Annotated in this window: 24 protein-coding genes; 18 read left to right on the top strand and 6 right to left on the bottom strand. The window is 64.3% G+C overall.

Annotation, left to right across the window (positions count from 1 at the left end; genetic code table 11):
* Positions 1 to 9: 9 nt before the first annotated feature.
* From CV_RS11460 to CV_RS11450, 4 genes are all read left to right on the top strand, one after another.
* Complete coding sequence (locus tag CV_RS11460; protein WP_011135892.1) at positions 10 to 858, top strand: 23S rRNA (adenine(2030)-N(6))-methyltransferase RlmJ; 849 nt, start codon at positions 10 to 12, stop codon at positions 856 to 858.
* 314 nt (positions 859 to 1,172) lie between these two features.
* Positions 1,173 to 1,550, top strand: coding sequence for a nitroreductase family protein (locus tag CV_RS24105; protein ID WP_011135891.1), 378 nt, complete (start codon positions 1,173 to 1,175; stop codon positions 1,548 to 1,550).
* A gap of 168 nt (positions 1,551 to 1,718) precedes the next feature.
* Positions 1,719 to 1,859, top strand: a complete 141-nt coding sequence (locus CV_RS24100) for a hypothetical protein (RefSeq protein WP_198403930.1) — start codon at positions 1,719 to 1,721, stop codon at positions 1,857 to 1,859.
* A gap of 55 nt (positions 1,860 to 1,914) precedes the next feature.
* Positions 1,915 to 2,469 (top strand): thymidine kinase, encoded by a 555-nt coding sequence (locus CV_RS11450; protein ID WP_011135889.1) that lies wholly within the window; start codon positions 1,915 to 1,917, stop codon positions 2,467 to 2,469.
* Positions 2,470 to 2,517: 48 nt separating this feature from the next.
* On the opposite strand, the gene CV_RS11445 is transcribed toward CV_RS11450, so the two are convergent.
* A complete protein-coding gene (locus CV_RS11445; RefSeq protein WP_011135888.1) occupies positions 2,518 to 2,886 on the bottom strand; it encodes a VOC family protein in 369 nt (122 codons plus the stop codon).
* Positions 2,887 to 3,090: 204 nt separating this feature from the next.
* Between CV_RS11445 and CV_RS11440 the strand changes: the two genes are divergently transcribed.
* From CV_RS11440 to CV_RS11425, 4 genes are all read left to right on the top strand, one after another.
* Positions 3,091 to 3,522: a GNAT family N-acetyltransferase gene (locus CV_RS11440; RefSeq protein WP_158303315.1), complete on the top strand. Its 432-nt coding sequence runs from the start codon at positions 3,091 to 3,093 to the stop codon at positions 3,520 to 3,522.
* A gap of 41 nt (positions 3,523 to 3,563) precedes the next feature.
* A complete protein-coding gene (locus tag CV_RS11435; RefSeq protein WP_011135885.1) occupies positions 3,564 to 4,100 on the top strand; it encodes a GNAT family N-acetyltransferase in 537 nt (178 codons plus the stop codon).
* Positions 4,101 to 4,526, top strand: a complete 426-nt coding sequence (locus tag CV_RS11430; RefSeq protein WP_011135884.1) for a GNAT family N-acetyltransferase — start codon at positions 4,101 to 4,103, stop codon at positions 4,524 to 4,526.
* A gap of 328 nt (positions 4,527 to 4,854) precedes the next feature.
* Positions 4,855 to 5,430, top strand: a complete 576-nt coding sequence (locus CV_RS11425) for a type 1 glutamine amidotransferase family protein (protein ID WP_011135883.1) — start codon at positions 4,855 to 4,857, stop codon at positions 5,428 to 5,430.
* Here CV_RS11425 and CV_RS11420 read toward each other — a convergent pair.
* Genes CV_RS11420 through CV_RS11410 form a run of 3 tightly spaced genes read right to left on the bottom strand, consistent with a single transcriptional unit; the run spans position 5,427 to position 7,135 of the window.
* Positions 5,427 to 6,116, bottom strand: coding sequence for a helix-turn-helix transcriptional regulator (locus tag CV_RS11420; RefSeq protein WP_011135882.1), 690 nt, complete (start codon positions 6,114 to 6,116; stop codon positions 5,427 to 5,429). The genes CV_RS11425 and CV_RS11420 overlap by 4 nt on opposite strands.
* A 3-nt stretch (positions 6,117 to 6,119) precedes the next feature.
* The gene (gene map, locus CV_RS11415; RefSeq protein WP_011135881.1) at positions 6,120 to 6,911 is read right to left on the bottom strand and encodes a type I methionyl aminopeptidase; all 792 of its coding nucleotides are present in this window, start codon (positions 6,909 to 6,911) and stop codon (positions 6,120 to 6,122) included.
* Positions 6,908 to 7,135 carry a ParD-like family protein gene (locus CV_RS11410; protein WP_011135880.1) on the bottom strand — a complete coding sequence of 76 codons (228 nt, stop codon included), beginning with the start codon at positions 7,133 to 7,135 and terminating at the stop codon, positions 6,908 to 6,910. The genes map and CV_RS11410 overlap by 4 nt, the downstream gene beginning before the upstream one ends.
* Before the next feature lie 285 nt (positions 7,136 to 7,420).
* On the opposite strand from CV_RS11410, the gene umuD reads away from it, so the two are divergent.
* Together umuD and CV_RS23930 are read left to right on the top strand one after the other, a co-directional pair.
* On the top strand, positions 7,421 to 8,017 hold the full coding sequence (umuD, locus tag CV_RS11405; RefSeq protein ID WP_011135879.1) for a translesion error-prone DNA polymerase V autoproteolytic subunit: 597 nt from the start codon (positions 7,421 to 7,423) through the stop codon (positions 8,015 to 8,017).
* Between the two features lie 16 nt (positions 8,018 to 8,033).
* Positions 8,034 to 8,180 carry a hypothetical protein gene (locus CV_RS23930; protein WP_165691443.1) on the top strand — a complete coding sequence of 49 codons (147 nt, stop codon included), beginning with the start codon at positions 8,034 to 8,036 and terminating at the stop codon, positions 8,178 to 8,180.
* A 207-nt stretch (positions 8,181 to 8,387) separates the two neighbouring features.
* On the opposite strand, the gene CV_RS11400 is transcribed toward CV_RS23930, so the two are convergent.
* On the bottom strand, positions 8,388 to 9,920 hold the full coding sequence (locus tag CV_RS11400; protein WP_011135877.1) for a mechanosensitive ion channel family protein: 1,533 nt from the start codon (positions 9,918 to 9,920) through the stop codon (positions 8,388 to 8,390).
* 203 nt (positions 9,921 to 10,123) lie between these two features.
* On the bottom strand, positions 10,124 to 11,071 hold the full coding sequence (locus tag CV_RS11395; RefSeq protein WP_011135876.1) for a tRNA dihydrouridine synthase: 948 nt from the start codon (positions 11,069 to 11,071) through the stop codon (positions 10,124 to 10,126).
* Positions 11,072 to 11,138: 67 nt separating this feature from the next.
* Here CV_RS11395 and CV_RS11390 point away from each other — a divergent pair, with 67 nt between their 5' ends.
* The 8 genes from CV_RS11390 (at position 11,139) to recN (ending at position 19,069) form a co-directional block, all read left to right on the top strand.
* Positions 11,139 to 11,594 carry a GNAT family N-acetyltransferase gene (locus CV_RS11390; RefSeq protein WP_011135875.1) on the top strand — a complete coding sequence of 152 codons (456 nt, stop codon included), beginning with the start codon at positions 11,139 to 11,141 and terminating at the stop codon, positions 11,592 to 11,594.
* Between the two features lie 62 nt (positions 11,595 to 11,656).
* Positions 11,657 to 11,872 carry a DUF1653 domain-containing protein gene (locus CV_RS11385; RefSeq protein WP_043596123.1) on the top strand — a complete coding sequence of 72 codons (216 nt, stop codon included), beginning with the start codon at positions 11,657 to 11,659 and terminating at the stop codon, positions 11,870 to 11,872.
* A 9-nt stretch (positions 11,873 to 11,881) separates the two neighbouring features.
* Positions 11,882 to 12,790 (top strand): histone deacetylase family protein, encoded by a 909-nt coding sequence (locus CV_RS11380; protein WP_011135873.1) that lies wholly within the window; start codon positions 11,882 to 11,884, stop codon positions 12,788 to 12,790.
* A gap of 127 nt (positions 12,791 to 12,917) precedes the next feature.
* A complete protein-coding gene (gene msrA / locus CV_RS11375) occupies positions 12,918 to 13,448 on the top strand; it encodes a peptide-methionine (S)-S-oxide reductase MsrA (protein WP_011135872.1) in 531 nt (176 codons plus the stop codon).
* A gap of 83 nt (positions 13,449 to 13,531) precedes the next feature.
* Positions 13,532 to 15,820: an ATP-binding protein gene (locus CV_RS22185; protein ID WP_052278816.1), complete on the top strand. Its 2,289-nt coding sequence runs from the start codon at positions 13,532 to 13,534 to the stop codon at positions 15,818 to 15,820.
* Entirely contained in the window at positions 15,820 to 16,494 is a 675-nt protein-coding gene (locus CV_RS11365; protein WP_011135870.1) for a response regulator transcription factor, read from the top strand. The genes CV_RS22185 and CV_RS11365 overlap by 1 nt, the downstream gene beginning before the upstream one ends.
* 9 nt (positions 16,495 to 16,503) lie before the next feature.
* Entirely contained in the window at positions 16,504 to 17,379 is an 876-nt protein-coding gene (locus tag CV_RS11360) for an NAD kinase (RefSeq protein WP_011135869.1), read from the top strand.
* 19 nt (positions 17,380 to 17,398) lie between these two features.
* The gene (gene recN / locus CV_RS11355; RefSeq protein WP_011135868.1) at positions 17,399 to 19,069 is read left to right on the top strand and encodes a DNA repair protein RecN; all 1,671 of its coding nucleotides are present in this window, start codon (positions 17,399 to 17,401) and stop codon (positions 19,067 to 19,069) included.
* Positions 19,070 to 19,080 lie beyond the last annotated feature (11 nt).

Here is a 19,080-nt window from a genome sequence, read left to right as displayed (position 1 = left end):
ACAACAACAATGCTCAGCTATCGCCACGCCTTTCATGCCGGCAACCACGCCGACGTGCTCAAGCACCTGATCGAGATCGAGCTGCTGAATTACCTGGGCCAGAAAGACAAGCCCTACTGGTACATCGACACCCATGCCGGCGCCGGCGCCTACTCGTTGACCGAGGGCTACGCCACCAAGAACGCGGAATTCGAAACCGGCATCGCCCGTCTCTGGCAACGCGACGATCTGCCCGAAGCCGTGCGCAATTACGTGGACGTGGTCAGGCGGATGAATCCGGACGGCGAGCTGAAGTTCTACCCGGGCTCGCCGTGGTGCGCGGCCGACGTGATGCCGAAAAGCGACAAGCTGCGGCTGTTCGAACTGCACCCCAGCGACGCGCAGATCCTGCAGGACAATTTTTCCGGCAGCGGCCGCCGCGTGCAGATCCAGCAGGCCAACGGCTTCGACGGCATCAAGGCCGTGCTGCCGCCGCCGCCGCGCCGCGCGCTGGTGCTGATCGATCCGCCATACGAGGACAAGCGCGACTACCACAACGTGGTCACCGCGCTGAAGGAGGGCCTGAAACGCTTCGCCACCGGCGTCTACGCGGTGTGGTATCCCTGCCTGCAGCGCGCGGAAATGAAGGAAATGATTCCCGAGCTGAAAAAGCTGCCGGCCAAGAGCTGGCTGCGGGCGGAGCTGCACGTGCAAGGCCCGTCAGCCGACGGTTTCGGCATGCACGGCAGCGGCATATTCATCCTCAACGCGCCGTGGACCCTGCCCAAAACGCTGAACGAAACGCTGCCTTATCTGGTCCAGCACCTGGGCCTGGACGCCAAGGCCAGCTTCATCCTGGAAACCGGCGGCGATCTGTAAAGCGTCCCGCCATGCCGCGACAAGCGCCCTTTCCGGGCGCTTTTTTACATCCAGCACCGGCCCATGCCTGACCGTGATCACTCAGTGGATGTAACTTTACATAAAGTATCTTTATTTGAAATAAAACTACATGACAAACGGCTTTTCAAATGCATAATGTCAATTGCATTCCAGAGACAGGCGCTGCCATGGCGCCTGTCGCAGGCAGTGGAATCTCTCGTTTGCCGATTGCGCTGCGGCACGGAAAACCGCATCGCCTCCGAAACCGCCGGACCGATGCCCCGGCGACGCAACACCCACTCGCAGGAGACGCCATGGGCAAATTGCCGTTCAAGCAGGGCCAGCCGGCCTTCACCCCGCTTAGCACTTTCCAACGCTATCCGGAAGCGGAGATGGTGGAGCGCTCGCGCGCCTTCTACGCCGACATCCGCCGCCGCAAGGCCGTGCGCGCATTCACCGGCCAGCCGGTTCCCCGCGAGGCGATAGAGAACGCGCTGCGCGCCGCCGGCGCCGCTCCATCCGGCGCCAACCGCCAGCCCTGGCATTTCGCCGTCGTCAGCGACCCGGACCAAAACGGAAGATACGGGAAGGCGCATAAAGCCGAGGCACGCGAATTTTATACACACAGGCGCCGCCGGAACGAAAGGACGCGCTGGCACCCCTGGGCACCGACGCCGACAAGCCTTTCCTGAAAAACGCGCCGTACCTGATCGCCATCTTCGGGCAGAAAAGACCGCGCTGAACGGCGGCAGCGAGATCAAGACCTCCTACGTGCCGGAGTCGGCATCCGCCGCCGCCGGCTTCCTGATCGCCGCGCTGCACCACGCCGGCCTCGCCCCCTCACCCATAAGCCCAGCCCAATGCACTTCCTCAATCGGCTGCTGGACCATCCCGCCCGCGAGAAGCCCTATATCCTGCTGGTGGCCGGCTACCCGACGGACGATTGCATGATGCCCGATATCGGCAAAAAGCCGCTGGGCGAGATCGCCAGCTTCTACTGAGCGCGCCGGCCATGGTATGCTGCGCGCCCCGGCAACGTCCTTCGCGCCCAGCACCATGGCCAAACTGTTTTTCCGATACGCCGCGATGAACAGCGGCAAGAGCACCCAGCTGCTGCAGATCGCCAACAACTACGAATCGATGGACAAGAAGGTGGCCCTGTACACCAGCGCCATCGACGACCGCTACGGCGTGGGCATGATCACCTCGCGGCTGAATATCCAGCGCGAATCCAACACCTTCGACGCCGGCTTCGATTTCCTGGCTCACGATTACGGCGACACCGCATGCGTGCTGGTGGATGAAGCCCAGTTCATGACGCCCGAGCAGGCGCAGCAGCTGCACCGACTGGCCCACAAGCGCAATATTCCGGTGATCTGTTTTGGCCTGCGCACCGACTTCCAGGGCCATCCCTTCCCGGGCTCAGCCTGGCTGCTGTCGCTGGCGGACGACGTCGAAGAGATCAAAACCATCTGCCACTGCGGCCGCAAGGCGACGATGCATATCCGCATCGACGGCGACGGCCGCCGCGTCAAGGAAGGCCCTCAGGTGGAAATCGGCGGCGAGGCGCGCTACCGCGCCGTATGCGGCCGCTGTTTCCACCACGACTAAGCCCGCGCGGCAGCCAACATTCCAGAGCCGGCCAAAACCGGCTCGTTTTCATTCCGTGCGCACATAGGCCCGCAAGCGGTGCCCATCCGGGTCCAGCGCTACGAAAGTGCGGCCAAAGTCCATATCCGTGATGGGTTGCAGAATGCGCAGCCCCTGCGCGCGCCAATCGGCAAGGCAGGCATCCAGCGCCGCGAAGTCCTCAATCAGGACCACCAGCTCTCCGCCACCGCCCAGCACATCCGAGCCCGGCTCGACGGTATGGCGCGACCACAAACCCAGCCGCATGCCCGACGCGAACTTGAACATCGCAAAGGTCGGCGATTGCTCGATAGGCTGCAGATCGAACAGCCGGGAATAGAAACCGGCGCTGCGCGCCGGCTGGTCCACATACAGGATCACAAAATTGGGGTGTTGCATGGCGATTCTCCTTGGCTGAACACCGGTCACGTCCCGGCATGCGTTCATGCTAAGCCATGGCACTGTCAAATTTTGTCAGTAGTGCGCGCAATTTCGACATGACAATATACTTTCACTTCAGACACTTTCCGCACCTCACCAACCATGCCAAACCTATCTGTTGATTTCCTTCCGTCCAGCCCATGCGACTCACCGCCAACCCAATTGGCATCCGAAACAGCGCCAGATATCGCTATCCGCCGCGCAGAGGAAAGCGACCAGGCCCACATCGCTGGCTTTGACGAAATGGGCGGCAACCGCCAACAAGAAATCGCCAGTGGCTGCTGCCTGGTGGCGGAACAACATGATCAAGTCGTGGCCTATGCCAGCTATCAGCCCACCGGACTGCTGGGCCAGCCGCTGCTGACCTATCTTTGCGTCGCACCCGCCATGCGCGGACAAGGCATAGCCAAGCAACTGGTGGAAACCATACAGGGGCAGGCCAGAGGGCGAATGCTGCTCTCCTCCACCGAAGACTGGTGCCTCGCCAGCCAGAAAATCTTCACGGACTTGGGCTGGCGCAAGATCGGCGCACTGGCCGGCGTCAACAAGGACGGTTCGACTGAATACTTCTACGCCGTCGATTTAAACCACTAGTGCGAATGGCGTCTCCGCACCAATCAACAGGAGAAACCATCATGTTATTTGCTGAAATGCCAGTTCTCGACTACCCACAAACCATCCTCCGCCCGCTGCGTCAGGACGATATCGAACCCTGGTTCGATTATCTGAGGCAGGAGGCTGTCTACCAGCACACCAGCTGGAATGTGCAATCCCCCGCCGAGCTGGAGCACTACGCCTGGCAAACGGAGCGTTTCACCGATAGCAGCGCCCTGCGCTTCGCCATCGCAGACCGCGACACCGACCGCCTGCTCGGCACCGCCGGCTTCCATACCGTCACACCCGTCAATGCCAGCTCGGAATTGGCGTATGATCTCTCCCCCGCCGCATGGGGACGGGGCCTGGCCACTGCGGCCTGCGCCAGTTTGCTGCGATGGGGACACAGCCACATCGGCCTCGTCCGCATCCAGGCCACGGTATTGCCGGCCAACCAACGCTCCATTCAGGTGCTGGAGCGCAATGGCTTCGAGCGCGAGGGGCTGCTGCGCAGCTATCGCAAGGTGCGCGGCCCATCGCGCGACTTCTGGATGTACAGCCATATACAGGAGAAATAGATGATCCAACTGGCCGCGAAAGACCAGGAAATAGAACGCTGCTTCGCCGTGATGCGGCAGCTGCGGCCGCATCTGCAGGCGGAGGACTTTGTCGCTATCGCGCGCGCGCAGATGGCGGAGGGCTATCAACTGGCCTATCTGCAGGACGGCGATGCCGTCGCCTGCGTGGCCGGCTTCCGCATCCTGCGCACGCTGGTGGCCGGGAAAAGCCTGTACGTGGACGATTTGGCCACCGATGAGACGGCGCGTTCGCGCGGCCACGGCGCGGCGATGATGGACTGGCTCCGTCAACGGGCAGTCGACGAAGGCTGCGGCGAGATCCATCTGGATTCCGGCGTGCAGCGCCACCGCGCCCATCGCTTCTATCTGAACCGCAATATGGACATCGTCGCCCATCATTTCTCGGAACGGCTCCAGCATGACTGAAGCGGTAAGCGATGTGATAGACGCCAGATTACCGTCGCGGAACGGGATGGGACAGCGGATGCCTATGGCGAATTGAAACGGCGGCTGGCGGCCAGCCTGGCCGATCCGGACAGCGATCCCAACCAGCGGACCTGGTCTACCTGGCCGCGGAGCAATGGGCGCCCCTCGGCGGCGGGAAACCCGGAGACGGCGGCGCGCGATAGCCTGTCCGCCCGCGCATCCGTCCGCGGCAAGTTTGCGTGCTGCGCTGCTGACAAGAACTGTCAGCAGCATGGTTTACCCTGCGGGTGTCCGGAACGCATCCGGGCTATCGTACAAAAGGAATCCAATGAAGCGCGCCATCACCATTCTCACCGAAAACTTTTCCGACTGGGAAACCGCCCTGATCAACTCCTGCTGCCGAGGCTACTACGGCTTCGACGTACGTTTCGCCGCGCCCGGCGGCAGGCCCGTCACCTCGTCCGGCGGACTGATGGTCACGCCGCATCTGGCGATAGAAGCCATCCGGCTTGAGCGGCTGGATCTGCTGATCGTGTGCGGCGGCACCATCTGGAAGACCCCGCAGGCGCCCGACGTCGCGGGCCTGGTCGCCGCCGCGCATGCGCAAGGAACGGTGGTTGCCGGCATCTGCGACGGAACGCGGGCGCTGGCCCAGGCGGGCGTGCTGAACGCCGTCGGCCACACCTCCAACTCGGCTGACAATCTGGCCGCCGTGTCCGGCTACGCGGGCGCCGCCCGCTACCAGGACGTGCCCTGCGCGGTCGGCGATAACGGCGTGGTCTCCGCGCCCGGCACCGCTCCGGTCAGCTTCATGGCGAAGATACTGGCTGCGCTGGGCATCGGCGGCGCGGACCTCGACGCCTACCTGGCTCAACACGCCGCGGAACACTGCGGACAGGGCTAGGCCGGGCCGGCGATCCCCAGACGCTGCCGCCACTCCCGGAGCAGCGCCTGGCGGCGCCGAGGGTAGCGATCCTCCGCGCTTTCGCAATGCAGAATCCTGTCGCAGCGAAAATGGCGGAAATCCTGGCGCAATTCGCACCAGGCCGCCAACACCTGCACCTTCTCGAAAAAGCCCAACGCGAACGGCCACACCACCCGCCGGCTGTCGCCGCCGTTGACGTCGCGGTAGGACAGGACCAGTTTGCGCTGCTGGCGGATGGCGTCGCGCAGCGCGGCCATGTCCACCGCGATGCCCGGCACCGCGGCCGGCCCCACCAGCAGCGTCTCATCCTCCAGCCGCCGCCGCAAATCGTCCGGCAGCACCGCGGCAACCTTGGCCAGCGCGTTGCCGGCGGCGCCGGCAAGCCGGGAGTCGGCCCGCTTCTCAACCCAGCGCATGCCCAGCACCAGCGCCTCGATCTCCTCTTCGGCGAACATCAAGGGCGGCAGCAGAAAACCCGGCCGCAGCTGGTAACCCATGCCCGGCTCGCCGGCGATGTCCGCCCCCTGCAGCTGCAGGCTGGCGATGTCCCGGTAAACGGTGCGCACGCTGACATCCAGCTCGTCGGCCAGCGTCTGCGCCGTCACCGGACGGCGATAGCGGCGCAGCAGCTGCAGCAGCGCCAGCAAGCGTTCGGAACGCGCCATCGCTCAAGCGATCGCCGGATAATCGCCCAGGCCGTCCGGCCACGGCGTCAGCACTTCGAAGCCATGATCGGTCACCGCCACCATATGCTCCCACTGCGCCGACCACGACCCGTCTTGCGTCACCACCGTCCAGCCATCGCCCAGCTGGCGGGTGCCGGCCTTGCCGGCATTGATCATCGGCTCGATGGTGAACACCATGCCGCGTTTCAGCTTCATGCCTATGCCGGGACGGCCGTAATGCAAGACCTCGGGCTCCTCGTGATAGACCTTGCCGATGCCGTGGCCGCAGTACTCGCGCACCACGCTGAAGCCCGCGGATTCGGTGATGGCCTGGATCGCGTGGCCGATGTCGCCCAGCGTGGCGCCAGGGCGCACCGCGCGGATGCCGGCGCAAGTGGCGTCGTAGCAGGTTTCCACCAGCCGCTTCGCCTCCGCGCTTGGCCTGCCCACATAGAACATCCGGCTGCTGTCGCCATGCCAGCCGTTCTTGATCACCGCCACGTCTATGTTGACGATGTCGCCGTCGCGCAGGATCTGCTTTGCCGATGGAATGCCGTGGCACACCACTTGGTTGACCGAGGAGCAGATGGTCTTGGGATAGCCGTAATAGCCGACATTGGCCGGCTTGGCCTTCTGCACCTTGACGATGTATTCATTGCAGCGCGCATCCAGTTCTTCGGTGCTGACGCCGGGCTTCACGTGCTCGCCTATCATCGCCAGCAGTTCCGCCACCAGCTTGCCCGCCTCGCGCGCCTTGGCCACCTCGGCCGGAGACTTGATCACCACCCGGCTCATCGCGCGCTCTCCATCGCCTGGCGTCGCAAATCCAGGCCGCCGCCATCCTGGCCCGCTTTCAGCAGCAGCTGGCAAATCTCGCTGTAGCGCAAATCCGGATTCAGTTCGGCCAGCATGCCGATGCGCAGCCAGTGCTCGGCCTGGGAATTGATGGAGCGGCTCAACGCCTCGCTGGCGGTGCGCAGATTGTCATGCATCCGCTCGGAAATCTTGACGATGCCCATGGCGCCTTCCAATAAGCGATTAATATATGAAACGTATATTAATTGAATCATTCCAGCCAATGCAAACGCACGGCCTCATGCCGGCGACGAACCGCCGCCTTGGCCAGCCAAGTCCGCGCATGAGGCCGCCATGCCGCCGGATCGGCTGGAGAACAGGGCCCGCGCCGCCCTTGTGGCTGGAATCAGACAGCTCCAAACCTTGTCAGGCCTTGATCCTCCCCCGCGAGTCCCTCACCTGGACGGCAAATCCTTGCATTCGCATTTGAAATTGTACAGAATCAAAACATGGATACCGACAAGCCCAAACAGCATGGCGGCAAACGCTCAGGTGCCGGCCGCAAATCCGTCTTCGGAGGCGACAAGACCGTCGCCGTACGCGTTCCGGAGCCGCTCAAACCCATCCTGCAGCAATGGTTGGACGACTACCGCAGCTGGCGCACCGCCAACAGCGCGCAGGCCTTCGACTTCCGCACATTGGGCGCCCAACTGAGCGAACTGTCGCTGCCGCTGTTCGCCGGCAGCGTGCCGGCCGGCTCTCCTGTGCCGGCTGACGACCTGAAAGAAACCGATATCGACCTCAACACCCATCTGGTCAGCCGCCCCGGCGACACCTTCATGGTCAAGGTCAAGGGCGATTCCATGCAGGGCGCCGGCATACACGACGGCGATCTGCTGCTGGTGGAGCGCAGCCGGGAGCCGCGCAGCGGCAAGGTGGTGGTGGCGGCGCTGAATGGCGAGCTGACCGTGAAGCGCCTGGAACGCGGCCCCGCCGGCGTGCGGCTGCTGCCGGAAAACCCGGCCTACCAGCCGATAGACGTGCCGGAAGACTCGTCGTTTCACATTTGGGGCGTGGTGACCAGTGTCATCCACAAAGTGGATTAGCGTGAAGGAGAACGCAATGGGAAAGCTCAACGACAGCATCAAGATGAAATTCAACGACTGGAAGCGCCTGCCCCGCCCTTACCGCGCGATGATAGAAGGCCAGCCCCAGGTGCTGGTCAGCCGCCCCGGCCGCGACTTCTTCGTGCCGGTCCAGTTTGTCTGACTCCAGCCATTTTTCTTGAAACCGCGCGGCCGGCTGGCTTGTCCGCCGGTTCGCCAAGCACGATATGCCGCCAATCCGGGTGCCCGCGCAAAATCATGATCTCCACATTGCGCCATGCCCGGACAAGGCCGCAGGCAAAAGCAGGCGCGGGCCTGCCGCATTTCAGAAATGGGCGATCGGCCATCCCTACGGGCTGCGCCGAGCGGCTCAGTGCTTGTTCAAGCCGAAAAAGCTGCGGACGCGATCCACCAGCTCCGCGCGCTTCGGCATCTCGCCCTCGGCGTCCAGCAGCGCGTCCGGCACCCGGTTTCGCTGCTCCTCCAGCCTTTGCGCCAGGATGGTGGAAATGGTTTCCGCCAGCTCCTTGCGCGACACCAGGATGGTTTGGAACGCATCCTTGTCCAGCCTCAGGCACTCGACATTGGAGCGAGCGATCACGGTATTGGAACGCGACTCTCCGGTCATCAAGCCCATCTCGCCGAAAAAGCTGCCTGACTTCAGCACATCCACCAGCTTGCGGCCGCCATCCGGCAGCGTCAGCCAAACCTCCACTTCGCCGGACAGCATGATGTACAGCCAATGCGCGACCGAGCCCTGGTGCATGATGATGTCCCCTGTGACGAAGGGCGTGAACTTCAGCTGATCGGCCAGCACCACCATTTCCTCGTCGTTCAGGGCGGACAGCAACTCCACCTTGCGCAGCGCCAGCACCCGCTCCTCCAGGTGGCGCTTCATTCGCGCTTCGATGTATTTCTCGTTTTCCTTGATGGTCAGCACATTGTAATAAGGCGAGGCCATCCGCAGGTTGTGCCGCCGCAAGGCCGCGTCGATATGCGTGCGGACGATGGAATCGGTGTAGTCGTCGGCGGCAAGGTCGGTCAGCCAATAGCGCACCGCGTAGCGGGTGAAACCGTTCTCGAAACCCATCAGGATGCAATTGGGCGCCGGCGTGGCCGCCACCCCGGGCAACTGGGCCTCGCGCAGCGACTTCTCCACCACGCCTATGATCTGTGTCGGCAACGTGTCCCAGTTGATGTTGAACCACACCCAGCGCCGCCATTGCAGCGGGCAGCCATGGCGTTTGCCGAGGATGGCGAAGTGGTTCTTCATCAGCATGCTGTTGGGGATCACCACCGTTTCCCAGTTCCGCGTCTCCAGCGTGGTGGCGCGCCAGTTGATTTCCACCACCTTGCCCACCAGGTCGCCGCTCTTGATCCAATCGCCGATGTCGACCGAGTTGTCCACTTGCAGCGATAAACCCGCCAGGATATTGCCCAGCGTGTCCTGCATCGCGAAAGCCAGCACGGCGGTGATGACGGCGGACGTGGTGACGATATGGCTCAGGTCCAAACCGGCCAGCCGCAACAGCACCAGCCCCCAGCCGATATAGCCCAGCACCACCAGGATCTCTTCCAGGATTCGCGGAGGATGGATGCGCATCACGGGCAACAACAGGCGGAACAGCAGCATCGCCCACAGCCGGATCATGGCCAGCCCCAGCACCACCACGGCAACCTGCCGCACCCACTGGCCCGATTCGGTCGGGGGACTGACATTGACCACCAGCAAAGCGATCAGCACGATCAACTGCGTGCGCAGCACGCGCTTCCGGCTGTCGGCCCGAGTCAGGTACAAGAGAATGGAAAACGCCGCGGTGACCGCGACAAAAACCGTCAGGGAGCCGTACCAGACGGCGGGAATCAGCTTTTCCAGCCAGCCGACAGCGGGAGGGGTGTCCATGCTTGCTCCGCCATGCTTTTTTCTAATTATTAGTTCATGCGGGCGGATAAAAAAAATCCCTCCCGTGAGGGAGGGGTGCAAGGTATCGGGGAAGTGTAAGATCTGCAGCCAGGCAGGCCGGCAGATGTTACAGCGCGCTGCTTTACCAAAGCAGCACGCGTTTTGATGTTAGCAACAGTTTCCGCATTGCGGTATGAGTATATTTACTTATCCCGTCTTGCAATCAGAATATTCTCAATCTTTTCAGCCTCTTGCTCGCGCCTTACCGTTTCAAACAAACGCTCGGCCTCTGGCCAGGTGCGCTTGAGCAGACCCAGCCATTGCTTGAGCCTGGCTGCCGGATAACGCTCTTCTCCTGACTTTTGCCGGCACAGACGGAAGAAGTCCAGCACCCAAGGCATCATTTCGCCCCAGGACATGGGTTCGGCCGGCCCACCTTCCGCAATCCTGAGCGCCAGATCCGGGCAGGCCACCAGGCCGCGCCCTATCATCACTGTGTCGCAGCCGCTCTCCTCCCGGATCGCGCGGTAATCGGCCAGCGTCCATACCTCGCCGTTGGCCGTGACCGGAATCGTCACGCTTTCCCGGATCCGGGCGATCCAGTCCCAATGCGCCGGCGGCTTGTAGCCCTCCACCTTGGTGCGGCCGTGGACGGTCAATTCGTCGGCGCCGGCGCTGGCTATCGCCTGCGCGCACTCCAGCGCCCGGCTTTTATCCTCGAAGCCCAAGCGCATCTTGGCCGTCACCGGCACTTCCGGCGGCACCGCGCGGCGAACCGCGGCGACGATCTGGTTCAGCAGTTCCGGCTCGTTCAGCAAAACCGCGCCGCCGCGGTGGCGGTTGACAGTGGGCGCCGGACAGCCGAAATTCAGGTCCACGCCCGGCGCGCCCAAGCTAGCCGCCTTGGCGCCATTCTCGGCCAGACAGGAAACATCGGAGCCCAGCAACTGCACCCGCACCGGCACGCCGGCCCGGGTCTTGCCCTGATGGTCGAGCTCCGGCGCCAAACGCATGAAGGTGCGGGTGGGCAGCAGCACGGAGGTGACGCGCACGAACTCGGTCACGCAAAGATCGATGCCGCCCACGCGAGTCAGCACATCGCGCATCACATCGTCAACCAGGCCCTCCATCGGGGCAAGCACCAGCTTCATTGTCTAACCTGCTGAAAAAGGGCGTTATTGTACCCCAGCGCCGCCCTTCCCATCACGGAGATTGTAGATGGACATACAGTTGAGCATCGCCACCCCGGAGTCGGTCGCGGACTGGCTGCCGCTATTCACCGCCTACCTGGACTTCTACCGGGTCAGCCAGCCACCTGAGGCCTGCCGGGAATACCTGAGCGAAAGACTGCGCCGCCGCCAGGCCGTCGCCTTCCTGGCCCGCCGCGGCGATACGCCTCTCGGCTTCGCGCTGATGTATACCGGCTTTTCCTCATTGTCGCTGCAGCCATGCTGGGTGCTGCACGATCTTTACGTCGCCTCCGCCTCGCGCCAGGAGGGCGTGGGCAAGATGTTGATCCTGCGTTGCCAGCAGTATGCTCGCGATCAAGGCGGCGGCGAGATCATGCTGCAGACCGCGCACGACAATCTGAACGCGCAACGTCTGTATGAAAGCCTGGGCTTCGCGATGGATCGCGACTTTCGCGTCTATTACTGGAGCAGCCGCCATTCTTGACGCTCCACGCCCGCTGCGGCATGCTCGCCCCCCCCACTCGTCAATCGCCGGAGGAGCCCGCCATGACCACGCCCGGAATTTACCAGCACTTTCGCAATCGCCAGCTTTACCAGGTTATCGGCACTGCCGCTCACTCGGAAACCCATGAGCCGTTGGTGATGTATCGGGCGCTGTACGGCGACTACGGCTTATGGGCGCGCCCCGCCGCCATGTTCGCAGAAACGGTGGAGCACGAAGGCCGGCAAGTGCCGCGCTTTGCCCTGGTGAAGGCGCTGTAGGCGGGCGCGATGCGCATCTATCGCACCGACCAGTTTCCGCTGCCGCTGCCCGCCGGCCACCGCTTCCCGGCGGAAAAATACCGGCTGCTGGCCGAGCAGGTGTCGGCCTTCGCCGCCGAGCGCATGGAAACCGCGCCGGCGGCGACGCGCGGCGAGCTGATCCACGCCCACCATCCGGATTACGTCGACGCCGTGCTGAATGGCACGTTGGACGCGCGCGCCCAGAGGGAGATCGGCCTGCCATGGTCGCCGGAGTTGGCCGAACGCAGCCGCCGCTCGGTGGGCGCCACCGTGGCCGCCAGTCGATCGGCCCTGCTGGAAGGTTGCGGCGTGAACCTCGCGGGCGGAACCCACCACGCGGGCCGGGAACGCGGCAGCGGCTTTTGCATGTTCAATGACATCGCCGTCGCATCGATGCTGCTGCTGGCGGAAGCGCGTGTCCGGCGCGTGCTGATAGTGGACCTGGACGTTCACCAAGGCGACGGCACCGCCGCCATCGCCGCGGACGAGCCTCGCATCTTTACCTTTTCCATGCACGGCGCGCGCAATTTCCCGTTCCGCCGCGTCGACAGCGATTGGGACATCGACCTGCCCGACGGCACCGAAGACGCCGCCTATCTCGACGCGCTGGCGCGCGCGCTGCCGGAACTGTTCGCCCGCGCCCGTCCCGACCTGGTGTGTTACCTGGCCGGCGCCGACCCCTACCACGGCGACCGCCTGGGCCGCCTGGCCCTCAGCAAGCAGGGGTTGGCCGAGCGGGACCGAATGGTGATGGAGGCCTGCCGCCGCTACGACGCCGCGCTGGCGGTGACCATGGCAGGCGGCTATTCGGTGCCGATCACGGATACGGTGACAATACAGACCGAAACGGTCAGACTGGCGTGTGAGATTTTCGGCTCGTCCCCGACCAATCATTAAGCTCGCGGGCGCGGGCGCCGTCGCCCGCATCCGGACCAGGTCCGCGAGTCCGAGCTGAGCGCGGCGGAAAGGCAAGGCCTGACGCTGGCCGCGCCAAACCCTCAACCCAAGAATTACAGGAGTCATCATGGAAAAAGCGATTCTGGGCGGCGGCTGCTTCTGGTGCCTCGAGGCAGCCTTCTCCCAGCTGAAAGGCGTGGAGCGGGTGGTTTCCGGCTATTGCGGCGGCCACACCGACAGTCCCGACTACCGCCAGGTATGCTCGGGGGACTCCGGCCACGTGGAGGTGGTAGAGATCAGCTACGATCCCGCCTTGATCGACTATGCCACGCTGCTGCAGGTGTTCTTCGCCGTGCACGATCCCACCACGCTCAACCGCCAGGGCCACGATGTCGGCACCCAGTACGCGTCGGCGATCTTCTACCTGGATGAAACCCAGCGCGAATGCGCGCGGCGCGTCATCGCGCAACTGGACGCGGAACAGATATTCGACGCGCCCATCGTCACCCGGGTCGAATCCGCGCCTCGCTTCCACCCGGCCGAGGATTACCATCAAAACTACTATGCGCAGAATCAGCAACAGAATTACTGCCAGCTGGTGATTTCGCCCAAGCTGGCAAAAATCCGCCGCCGATTCTCCCATCTGCTGCAAAACTAACGGGCAAAACCGGGGCGCGGCCGGTATAATGGCCGGCGCCCCGCGGCACGCGTTCCAACCTTGCACCCACCAAAGTCCGAAGCATGTCCGATGTCGAAGTGCCCCGCCCCTCCCCGTTCAACGCCCTGCGCACCCACCTGCATCTGCTGCGCCACGCATCCGCCCGCAGCAAGGGATTAAGCGCGCTCTGCCTGCTGCTCGCCTTCAGTCTGCTGATCGCCCATGCGCTGCTGCTGGACATCCGGCAACAACGCCATGAATTCCGCCAAACGGTCGAACTAATGCTGCAGAACGCCAACAGCCGCTTGCGCAGCAGCGAACTGCTGCAGGACGAAGTGGGCGACATCGCGTCCAACGGCCATCCCGCCGGACGGGCCCGCATACGCGAACTGGTGCAAACCGCTACCCAGACCCAGCCTCAACTCTACTTCATCGGCTACCAGCCGCTGGTGGAGCAGGCTGAGAGAACTCGCTTCGAGCGCGAGCAGGCGATCCGGCTAGGCCAGCCCTACGCCATCCGCGACTACCTGCACAATCAACTCAACACCTGGCGCGATCCGGCCGCCTGGCGGATGGCGCCGCAGCGTTCGCGCTACCTGCCGCTGAGCATGGCCGAGCCCGGCCTGGCCTCGCCGGACTGGCGCGAAATGGGCCTCGACCTGCTGGACGACTCGGTGCTGTCCACATCCGTCAATCGCGCGCTGGGGCATTTGCAGGCCTCCTCGCCCACCCTGCTGCTGCGCAACGGGGAATGGGGGCTGGCGCTGTTCCAGACGGTCTACCGCATCGCTCCGCCCTCGCCGGTCCCGATGGTGCGCATCGAACAGGCGGCCGGCGTGGTGATGCAGGTACTGTGCCTGAAGCCGCTGCTGGCTCTGCCACCCTCGCTGGAGGGCCGCTATACGCTGCAGCTGCTGCGCCGCGACAACACCAGCGACCCCGGCATCATCCAGCTGCAACGCCAGAAGCCTGACCCCGCCGCATCGAGGCTGGACTGGCTGCTGCCGCAACTCAGCTACCGCGCCAGCCTCAACCTACCCGCCCTGCCCTACGACCTGTTGCTCAGCCGCCAGCTACGGCTGGAGCGCACCACCGCCGCGGAAGCGGCCCTGTGCCTGCTGATCGCGCTGCTGCCCGCCTATCTGCTGTGGGTGGTGCTGTCCTTGCTGGAATACAACCGTCAGGCCCGGGAACAGATCCAGGACGACATCTTCCGCGAACGCGAATACGCCAGCGTGGCCCTGCGCGGCATCAGCGATGCGGTGGTCAGCATAGACACCGAACAGGTGATCCAATACCTGAATCCGGCGGCGGAAGCCTTATTGGGGCTGCCCGCCGCGCAACTGCTGCAGCGTCGGCTGAAACAGGTGGCGCCGCTGCACTACGAATTTTCGCGCCAGCCCGTGCAAGACCCGATCGAACAAGCCATCGCCACCCAACAAGTGGTTCATCTGGCGCAAAATTGCTACCTGAAGCGGCACAATGGAGAGAAACTGCTGGTGGAAGGCGCCGTGGCGCCGTTGCTCGGACGCAACGGCCAACTGATCGGCAGCGTGCTGACCTTCCGCGACACTGCGCCCATCCGCCGCCGCATGCTGGCGGCGCTGGAGGCCAGCGAAAGCCGACTGCGGCAACACGAACTGGAGCTGGCGCGCGTCACCCGCATCAACACCATGGGGGAGATGGCCTCCGGCATCGCCCACGAAATCAATCAGCCGCTGTCGGCCATCATGAGCTACTGCCAGGCCGGCCTCAGCCTGCTGGAAGACGACGAGCTGGACATGGCGATGCTGCGCCGGGCGCTGACCTCGTCGGTCAGCCAGGCCGACCGCGCCGGCCGCATCATCCACCGCCTGCGGGAGTTCGTCACCCAGAAGAACCAGCAACTGGCGCCGGTACAGTTGAATCAGGCTGTGCACAACGCATTGTCGCTGCTGGATTACGAATTGCATGATCACGACATCCATATCGAGCAAAACTTCGCACCCGAGTTGCCGTTGGTATACGCTGACACTATCCAGTTGGAACAGGTGGTGCTGAACCTGGCGCGCAACGCGGTGGAAGCCATGGAGCCAACCCGTCCCTGGGGACGCCTGAGCATTACCACGCGCCGCCAGGGCGAGCGCGTGCAGCTCATCATCAGCGACAACGGCTGCGGCATCCCCCCGGACAAGCTGGACCGGATTTTCGACCCCTTCTTCAGCACCAAGCCCAACGGCATGGGGCTGGGCCTGGCCATCTGCCAGACGGCGGTCGAGGCCTTCGGCGGCAAGCTGATAGCCGGCAACAAGCCCGGCTCGGGAGCGGAGTTCATCATTGACCTGCCATGCGCCCCGCGCGACATGGCCGTACCATCCGGAGTGGAAGCCTGATGCAAAACACGACCCCTACCGTCTTCATCGTCGACGATGATCCGGCCGTACTGGACTCCCTGGCCATGCTGATCACGGCCCAGGGCATGAAAACCGTCACCTTCCCCAATGCGATGGAGTTCCTGGACGGCTACCAGGGCAACCAGATCTGCTGCCTGGTGCTGGACATCCGCATGCCGCAGATCACCGGCCTCGCGCTGCAGGAACAACTGATGGAGCGGAACATCAGCATCCCCATCGTCTTCATCACCGGCCATGGCGACATCGAGCAATGCCGCCGCGCGTTCCAGACCGGCGCCATCGATTTCCTGACCAAGCCGATAGACCAGAACCGGCTGATCGCCAGCCTGCGCCGCGGCATACGCATCAGTATCCAGCAGCACCAGCAGGAAGAGGAAACCCAGGAGGTGATGAGCCAGCTCTCGCGCATCAGCGGCCGCGAACGCGAGGTGCTGGAGCTGGTGGCCGACGGCCTGTCCAGCAAGGAGATCGCCCGCGAACTGGACCTGTCGCCTCGCACCATCGAAGTGCACCGCGCCAACCTGTTCAGCAAGCTGGGCGTGGACTCGCTGGCCGATCTGGTCCGTTTCTACCTGAAAGCGCTGGAAGCCACCGGCAAGAAACAGCGGATAGACGAAGAGATTTTGCTCAACGAATTCCCGCCAAACCAGTAGAATCGCCGCATGGAAAGATTGTTCAAACACATCTGCCTGGTGGCGCGCCACAGCAAGCCCGGCATCACCCCCGCGCTGATGCAGCTGGCCAACCACCTGGCCGCCGGCGGCGCCACGGTGCTGATCGACAAGGAAAGCGTCACACCCGACGAGGCCAACGGTTACCCGCTGATAGACCGCACCGACATGGGCAAGCTGGCCGACCTCTGCATCGTGCTGGGCGGCGACGGCACCATGCTGTCCATCGCCCGCCTGCTGGCCCCGTACCGCGTGCCGCTGGTCGGCATCAACCAGGGCCGGCTGGGCTTCATGACCGACATCCCGCTGCACGAGATGCTGGATTCCGTGGACGCCATCCTGCACGGGAAATTCGTGCCGGAAGACCGCATCCTGCTGCAGGCGGCCGTTGTCCGCGAGGATGCCGAAGTCGCCAGCGCGCTGGCCTTCAACGACGTGGTGTTCAGCCGCGGCGCGGTGGGCTCGATGATCGAGTTCGAAGTCTTCATAGACAACCAGTTCGTCTACAGCCAGCGCTCGGATGGCCTGATCGTGTCCACGCCCACCGGCTCCACCGCCTACTCGCTGGCGTCGGGCGGCCCCATCCTGCACCCGACGCTGCAGGCCATCGCGCTGGTGCCGATCTGCCCGCAGTCGCTGTCCAACCGGCCGATTGCCGTCAACGACTCCTGCGAGGTGGAATTCATGCTCACCCGCGGGCTGGACGCGCGCGTGCACTTCGACGGCCAGCTGCACTGCGACCTGATGGAAATGGACCGGGTGCTGATCCGCCGCTACCGCAACCCGCTGCGCATCCTGCACCCCGAGGGCTACAACTACTACGACATGCTGCGCCACAAGCTGCACTGGGGCGAGCGCCTGATCTAACCGGAACAGACCACACACCATGCTTCTCTCGCTGACCGTCAAAGATTTCGTCATCGTCGACAGCATCGCGCTGGACTTTTCCGGCGGCTTCACCGTGCTCACCGGCGAGACCGGCGCCGGCAAGTCCATCATGCTGGACGCGCTGGGCTTGCTGTTGGGCGATCGCGCCGACGGCACTCAGGTGCGCGAAGGCGCTGAGCGCGCCGAGATCACCGCGGAGTTCTCCACCGAGAACCGGCCGGAAGTGGACGCCTGGCTGGATGAGAACGAGTTGTCCGGCGACGAAGGCGTGCTGCTGCTGCGCCGGCTGATAGACCGCGGCGGACGCTCCAAGAGCTTCGTCAACGGCCAGGCCGCCACCTTGGCCCAGCTCAAGCAGTTGGGGGAATTCCTGGTGGACATCCATGGCCAGCACGCGCACCAGTCGCTGATGAAGAGCGAAACCCAGCGCCAGCTGCTGGACGCCTACGCCGGCTCCGCCACGCTGGCGCGCGACACCCACAAGGCCTGGCAGGAATGGCAGGCCGCGCGCCAGGCGCGGCAGGACGCCGAGCGGATGTCGCGCGAATCCGAAGTGGAGCGCGAACGGCTCACCTGGCAGATCGGCGAATTGACCGAACTCAATCTGCTGCCCGATGAATGGACCACGCTGAGCCAGAGCCACACCCGGCTGGCCAACTCCGCCGAACTGGTGCAGAGCGCGCAGCAGGCGGTGGATGTGCTGTCCGAGAACGACGACAGCTGCCTGTCCCAGCTCGCCCACGTGCAAAGCCGCCTGTCCAAGCTTTCCAACCTGGATCCGCGCCTGTCCGACACCCTGTCGCTGCTGGACTCGGTGGACGCCGAATTGCGCGAGGTGGTGTACAGCCTGCGCGACTACGCCAGCGACATCGACCAGGACGCGAACCAGCTGGTGGAAATGGAGCGCAGGCTGGATCTCCTGATGAGCACGGCGCGCAAATACCGCGTGCAGCCGGCCGACCTGGCCGACAAGCTGGCCGACTGGCAGCAGCAGCTGGCCGCGCTGGAGGCCAGCGTGGACGTGGAAGCGCTGAGCGTGGCGGAGGCCGCCAGCCTCGCCCGCTACCGCGCGCTGGCGGAAGCCCTGTCCGGCAAGCGCCGCCAGGCCGCCAGCGAGCTGTCCGAGCGCATCTCCGGCGAAATGGGCCGCCTGGCGATGGGCGGCGCCCGCTTCGCCATCGAGCTGTCCGCGCTGGCCGAACCTGGCGCGCACGGCATGGAGTCGATCGAATACCTGGTGGCCGCCAACGCCGGCACCAGCCTGCGCCCGCTGGCCAAGGTGGCCTCCGGCGGCGAGCTGTCCCGCATCAGCCTGGCCATGCAGGTGGTGATCAGCCAGGTGGCCAGCGTGCCCACGCTGATCTTCGACGAAGTGGACGTAGGCATAGGCGGCCGCGTGGCCGAGGTGATAGGCCACATGCTGCGCGACCTGGGCCAGCGCTACCAGGTGCTGTGCATCACCCACCTGCCCCAGGTGGCGTCATGCGGCAAACACCATTGGCAAGTCAGCAAGCGGGAACACAAGGGCCAGGTGCTCAGCAGCATCGCGCCGCTGGACGCCGAACAGCGGGTGCTGGAAATCGCCCGCATGCTGGGCGGCGTCGAACTCACCCAGACCACGCGCGAACACGCGGCGGAAATGCTGGCCTCCAACGCCGCCGCCCTCTAGCCAAGCGCGGC

This window comes from Chromobacterium violaceum ATCC 12472, assembly GCF_000007705.1.
GTDB lineage: Bacteria > Pseudomonadota > Gammaproteobacteria > Burkholderiales > Chromobacteriaceae > Chromobacterium > Chromobacterium violaceum.
This window is presented reverse-complemented; position numbering and strand designations above follow the sequence as displayed.

Bases quoted from the DNA above. Each gene is read 5' to 3' on its own strand.
- CV_RS11385 (WP_043596123.1), top strand. From the start codon at position 11,657: ATGACCACGCCCGGAATTTACCAGCACTTTCGCAATCGCCAGCTTTAC.
- CV_RS11390 (WP_011135875.1), top strand. From the start codon at position 11,139: ATGGACATACAGTTGAGCATCGCCACCCCGGAGTCGGTCGCGGACTGG.
- CV_RS11445 (WP_011135888.1), bottom strand. From the start codon at position 2,886: ATGCAACACCCCAATTTTGTGATCCTGTATGTGGACCAGCCGGCGCGC.
- CV_RS11425 (WP_011135883.1), top strand. From the start codon at position 4,855: ATGAAGCGCGCCATCACCATTCTCACCGAAAACTTTTCCGACTGGGAA.
- CV_RS11435 (WP_011135885.1), top strand. From the start codon at position 3,564: ATGTTATTTGCTGAAATGCCAGTTCTCGACTACCCACAAACCATCCTC.
- CV_RS11365 (WP_011135870.1), top strand. From the start codon at position 15,820: ATGCAAAACACGACCCCTACCGTCTTCATCGTCGACGATGATCCGGCC.
- CV_RS11450 (WP_011135889.1), top strand. From the start codon at position 1,915: ATGGCCAAACTGTTTTTCCGATACGCCGCGATGAACAGCGGCAAGAGC.
- umuD (WP_011135879.1), top strand. From the start codon at position 7,421: ATGGATACCGACAAGCCCAAACAGCATGGCGGCAAACGCTCAGGTGCC.
- CV_RS24105 (WP_011135891.1), top strand. From the start codon at position 1,173: ATGGGCAAATTGCCGTTCAAGCAGGGCCAGCCGGCCTTCACCCCGCTT.
- CV_RS23930 (WP_165691443.1), top strand. From the start codon at position 8,034: ATGGGAAAGCTCAACGACAGCATCAAGATGAAATTCAACGACTGGAAG.
- CV_RS11400 (WP_011135877.1), bottom strand. From the start codon at position 9,920: ATGGACACCCCTCCCGCTGTCGGCTGGCTGGAAAAGCTGATTCCCGCC.
- CV_RS11460 (WP_011135892.1), top strand. From the start codon at position 10: ATGCTCAGCTATCGCCACGCCTTTCATGCCGGCAACCACGCCGACGTG.
- CV_RS11380 (WP_011135873.1), top strand. From the start codon at position 11,882: ATGCGCATCTATCGCACCGACCAGTTTCCGCTGCCGCTGCCCGCCGGC.
- map (WP_011135881.1), bottom strand. From the start codon at position 6,911: ATGAGCCGGGTGGTGATCAAGTCTCCGGCCGAGGTGGCCAAGGCGCGC.
- CV_RS11360 (WP_011135869.1), top strand. From the start codon at position 16,504: ATGGAAAGATTGTTCAAACACATCTGCCTGGTGGCGCGCCACAGCAAG.
- CV_RS11395 (WP_011135876.1), bottom strand. From the start codon at position 11,071: ATGAAGCTGGTGCTTGCCCCGATGGAGGGCCTGGTTGACGATGTGATG.
- CV_RS11430 (WP_011135884.1), top strand. From the start codon at position 4,101: ATGATCCAACTGGCCGCGAAAGACCAGGAAATAGAACGCTGCTTCGCC.
- msrA (WP_011135872.1), top strand. From the start codon at position 12,918: ATGGAAAAAGCGATTCTGGGCGGCGGCTGCTTCTGGTGCCTCGAGGCA.
- CV_RS24100 (WP_198403930.1), top strand. From the start codon at position 1,719: ATGCACTTCCTCAATCGGCTGCTGGACCATCCCGCCCGCGAGAAGCCC.
- CV_RS22185 (WP_052278816.1), top strand. From the start codon at position 13,532: ATGTCCGATGTCGAAGTGCCCCGCCCCTCCCCGTTCAACGCCCTGCGC.
- recN (WP_011135868.1), top strand. From the start codon at position 17,399: ATGCTTCTCTCGCTGACCGTCAAAGATTTCGTCATCGTCGACAGCATC.
- CV_RS11420 (WP_011135882.1), bottom strand. From the start codon at position 6,116: ATGGCGCGTTCCGAACGCTTGCTGGCGCTGCTGCAGCTGCTGCGCCGC.
- CV_RS11410 (WP_011135880.1), bottom strand. From the start codon at position 7,135: ATGGGCATCGTCAAGATTTCCGAGCGGATGCATGACAATCTGCGCACC.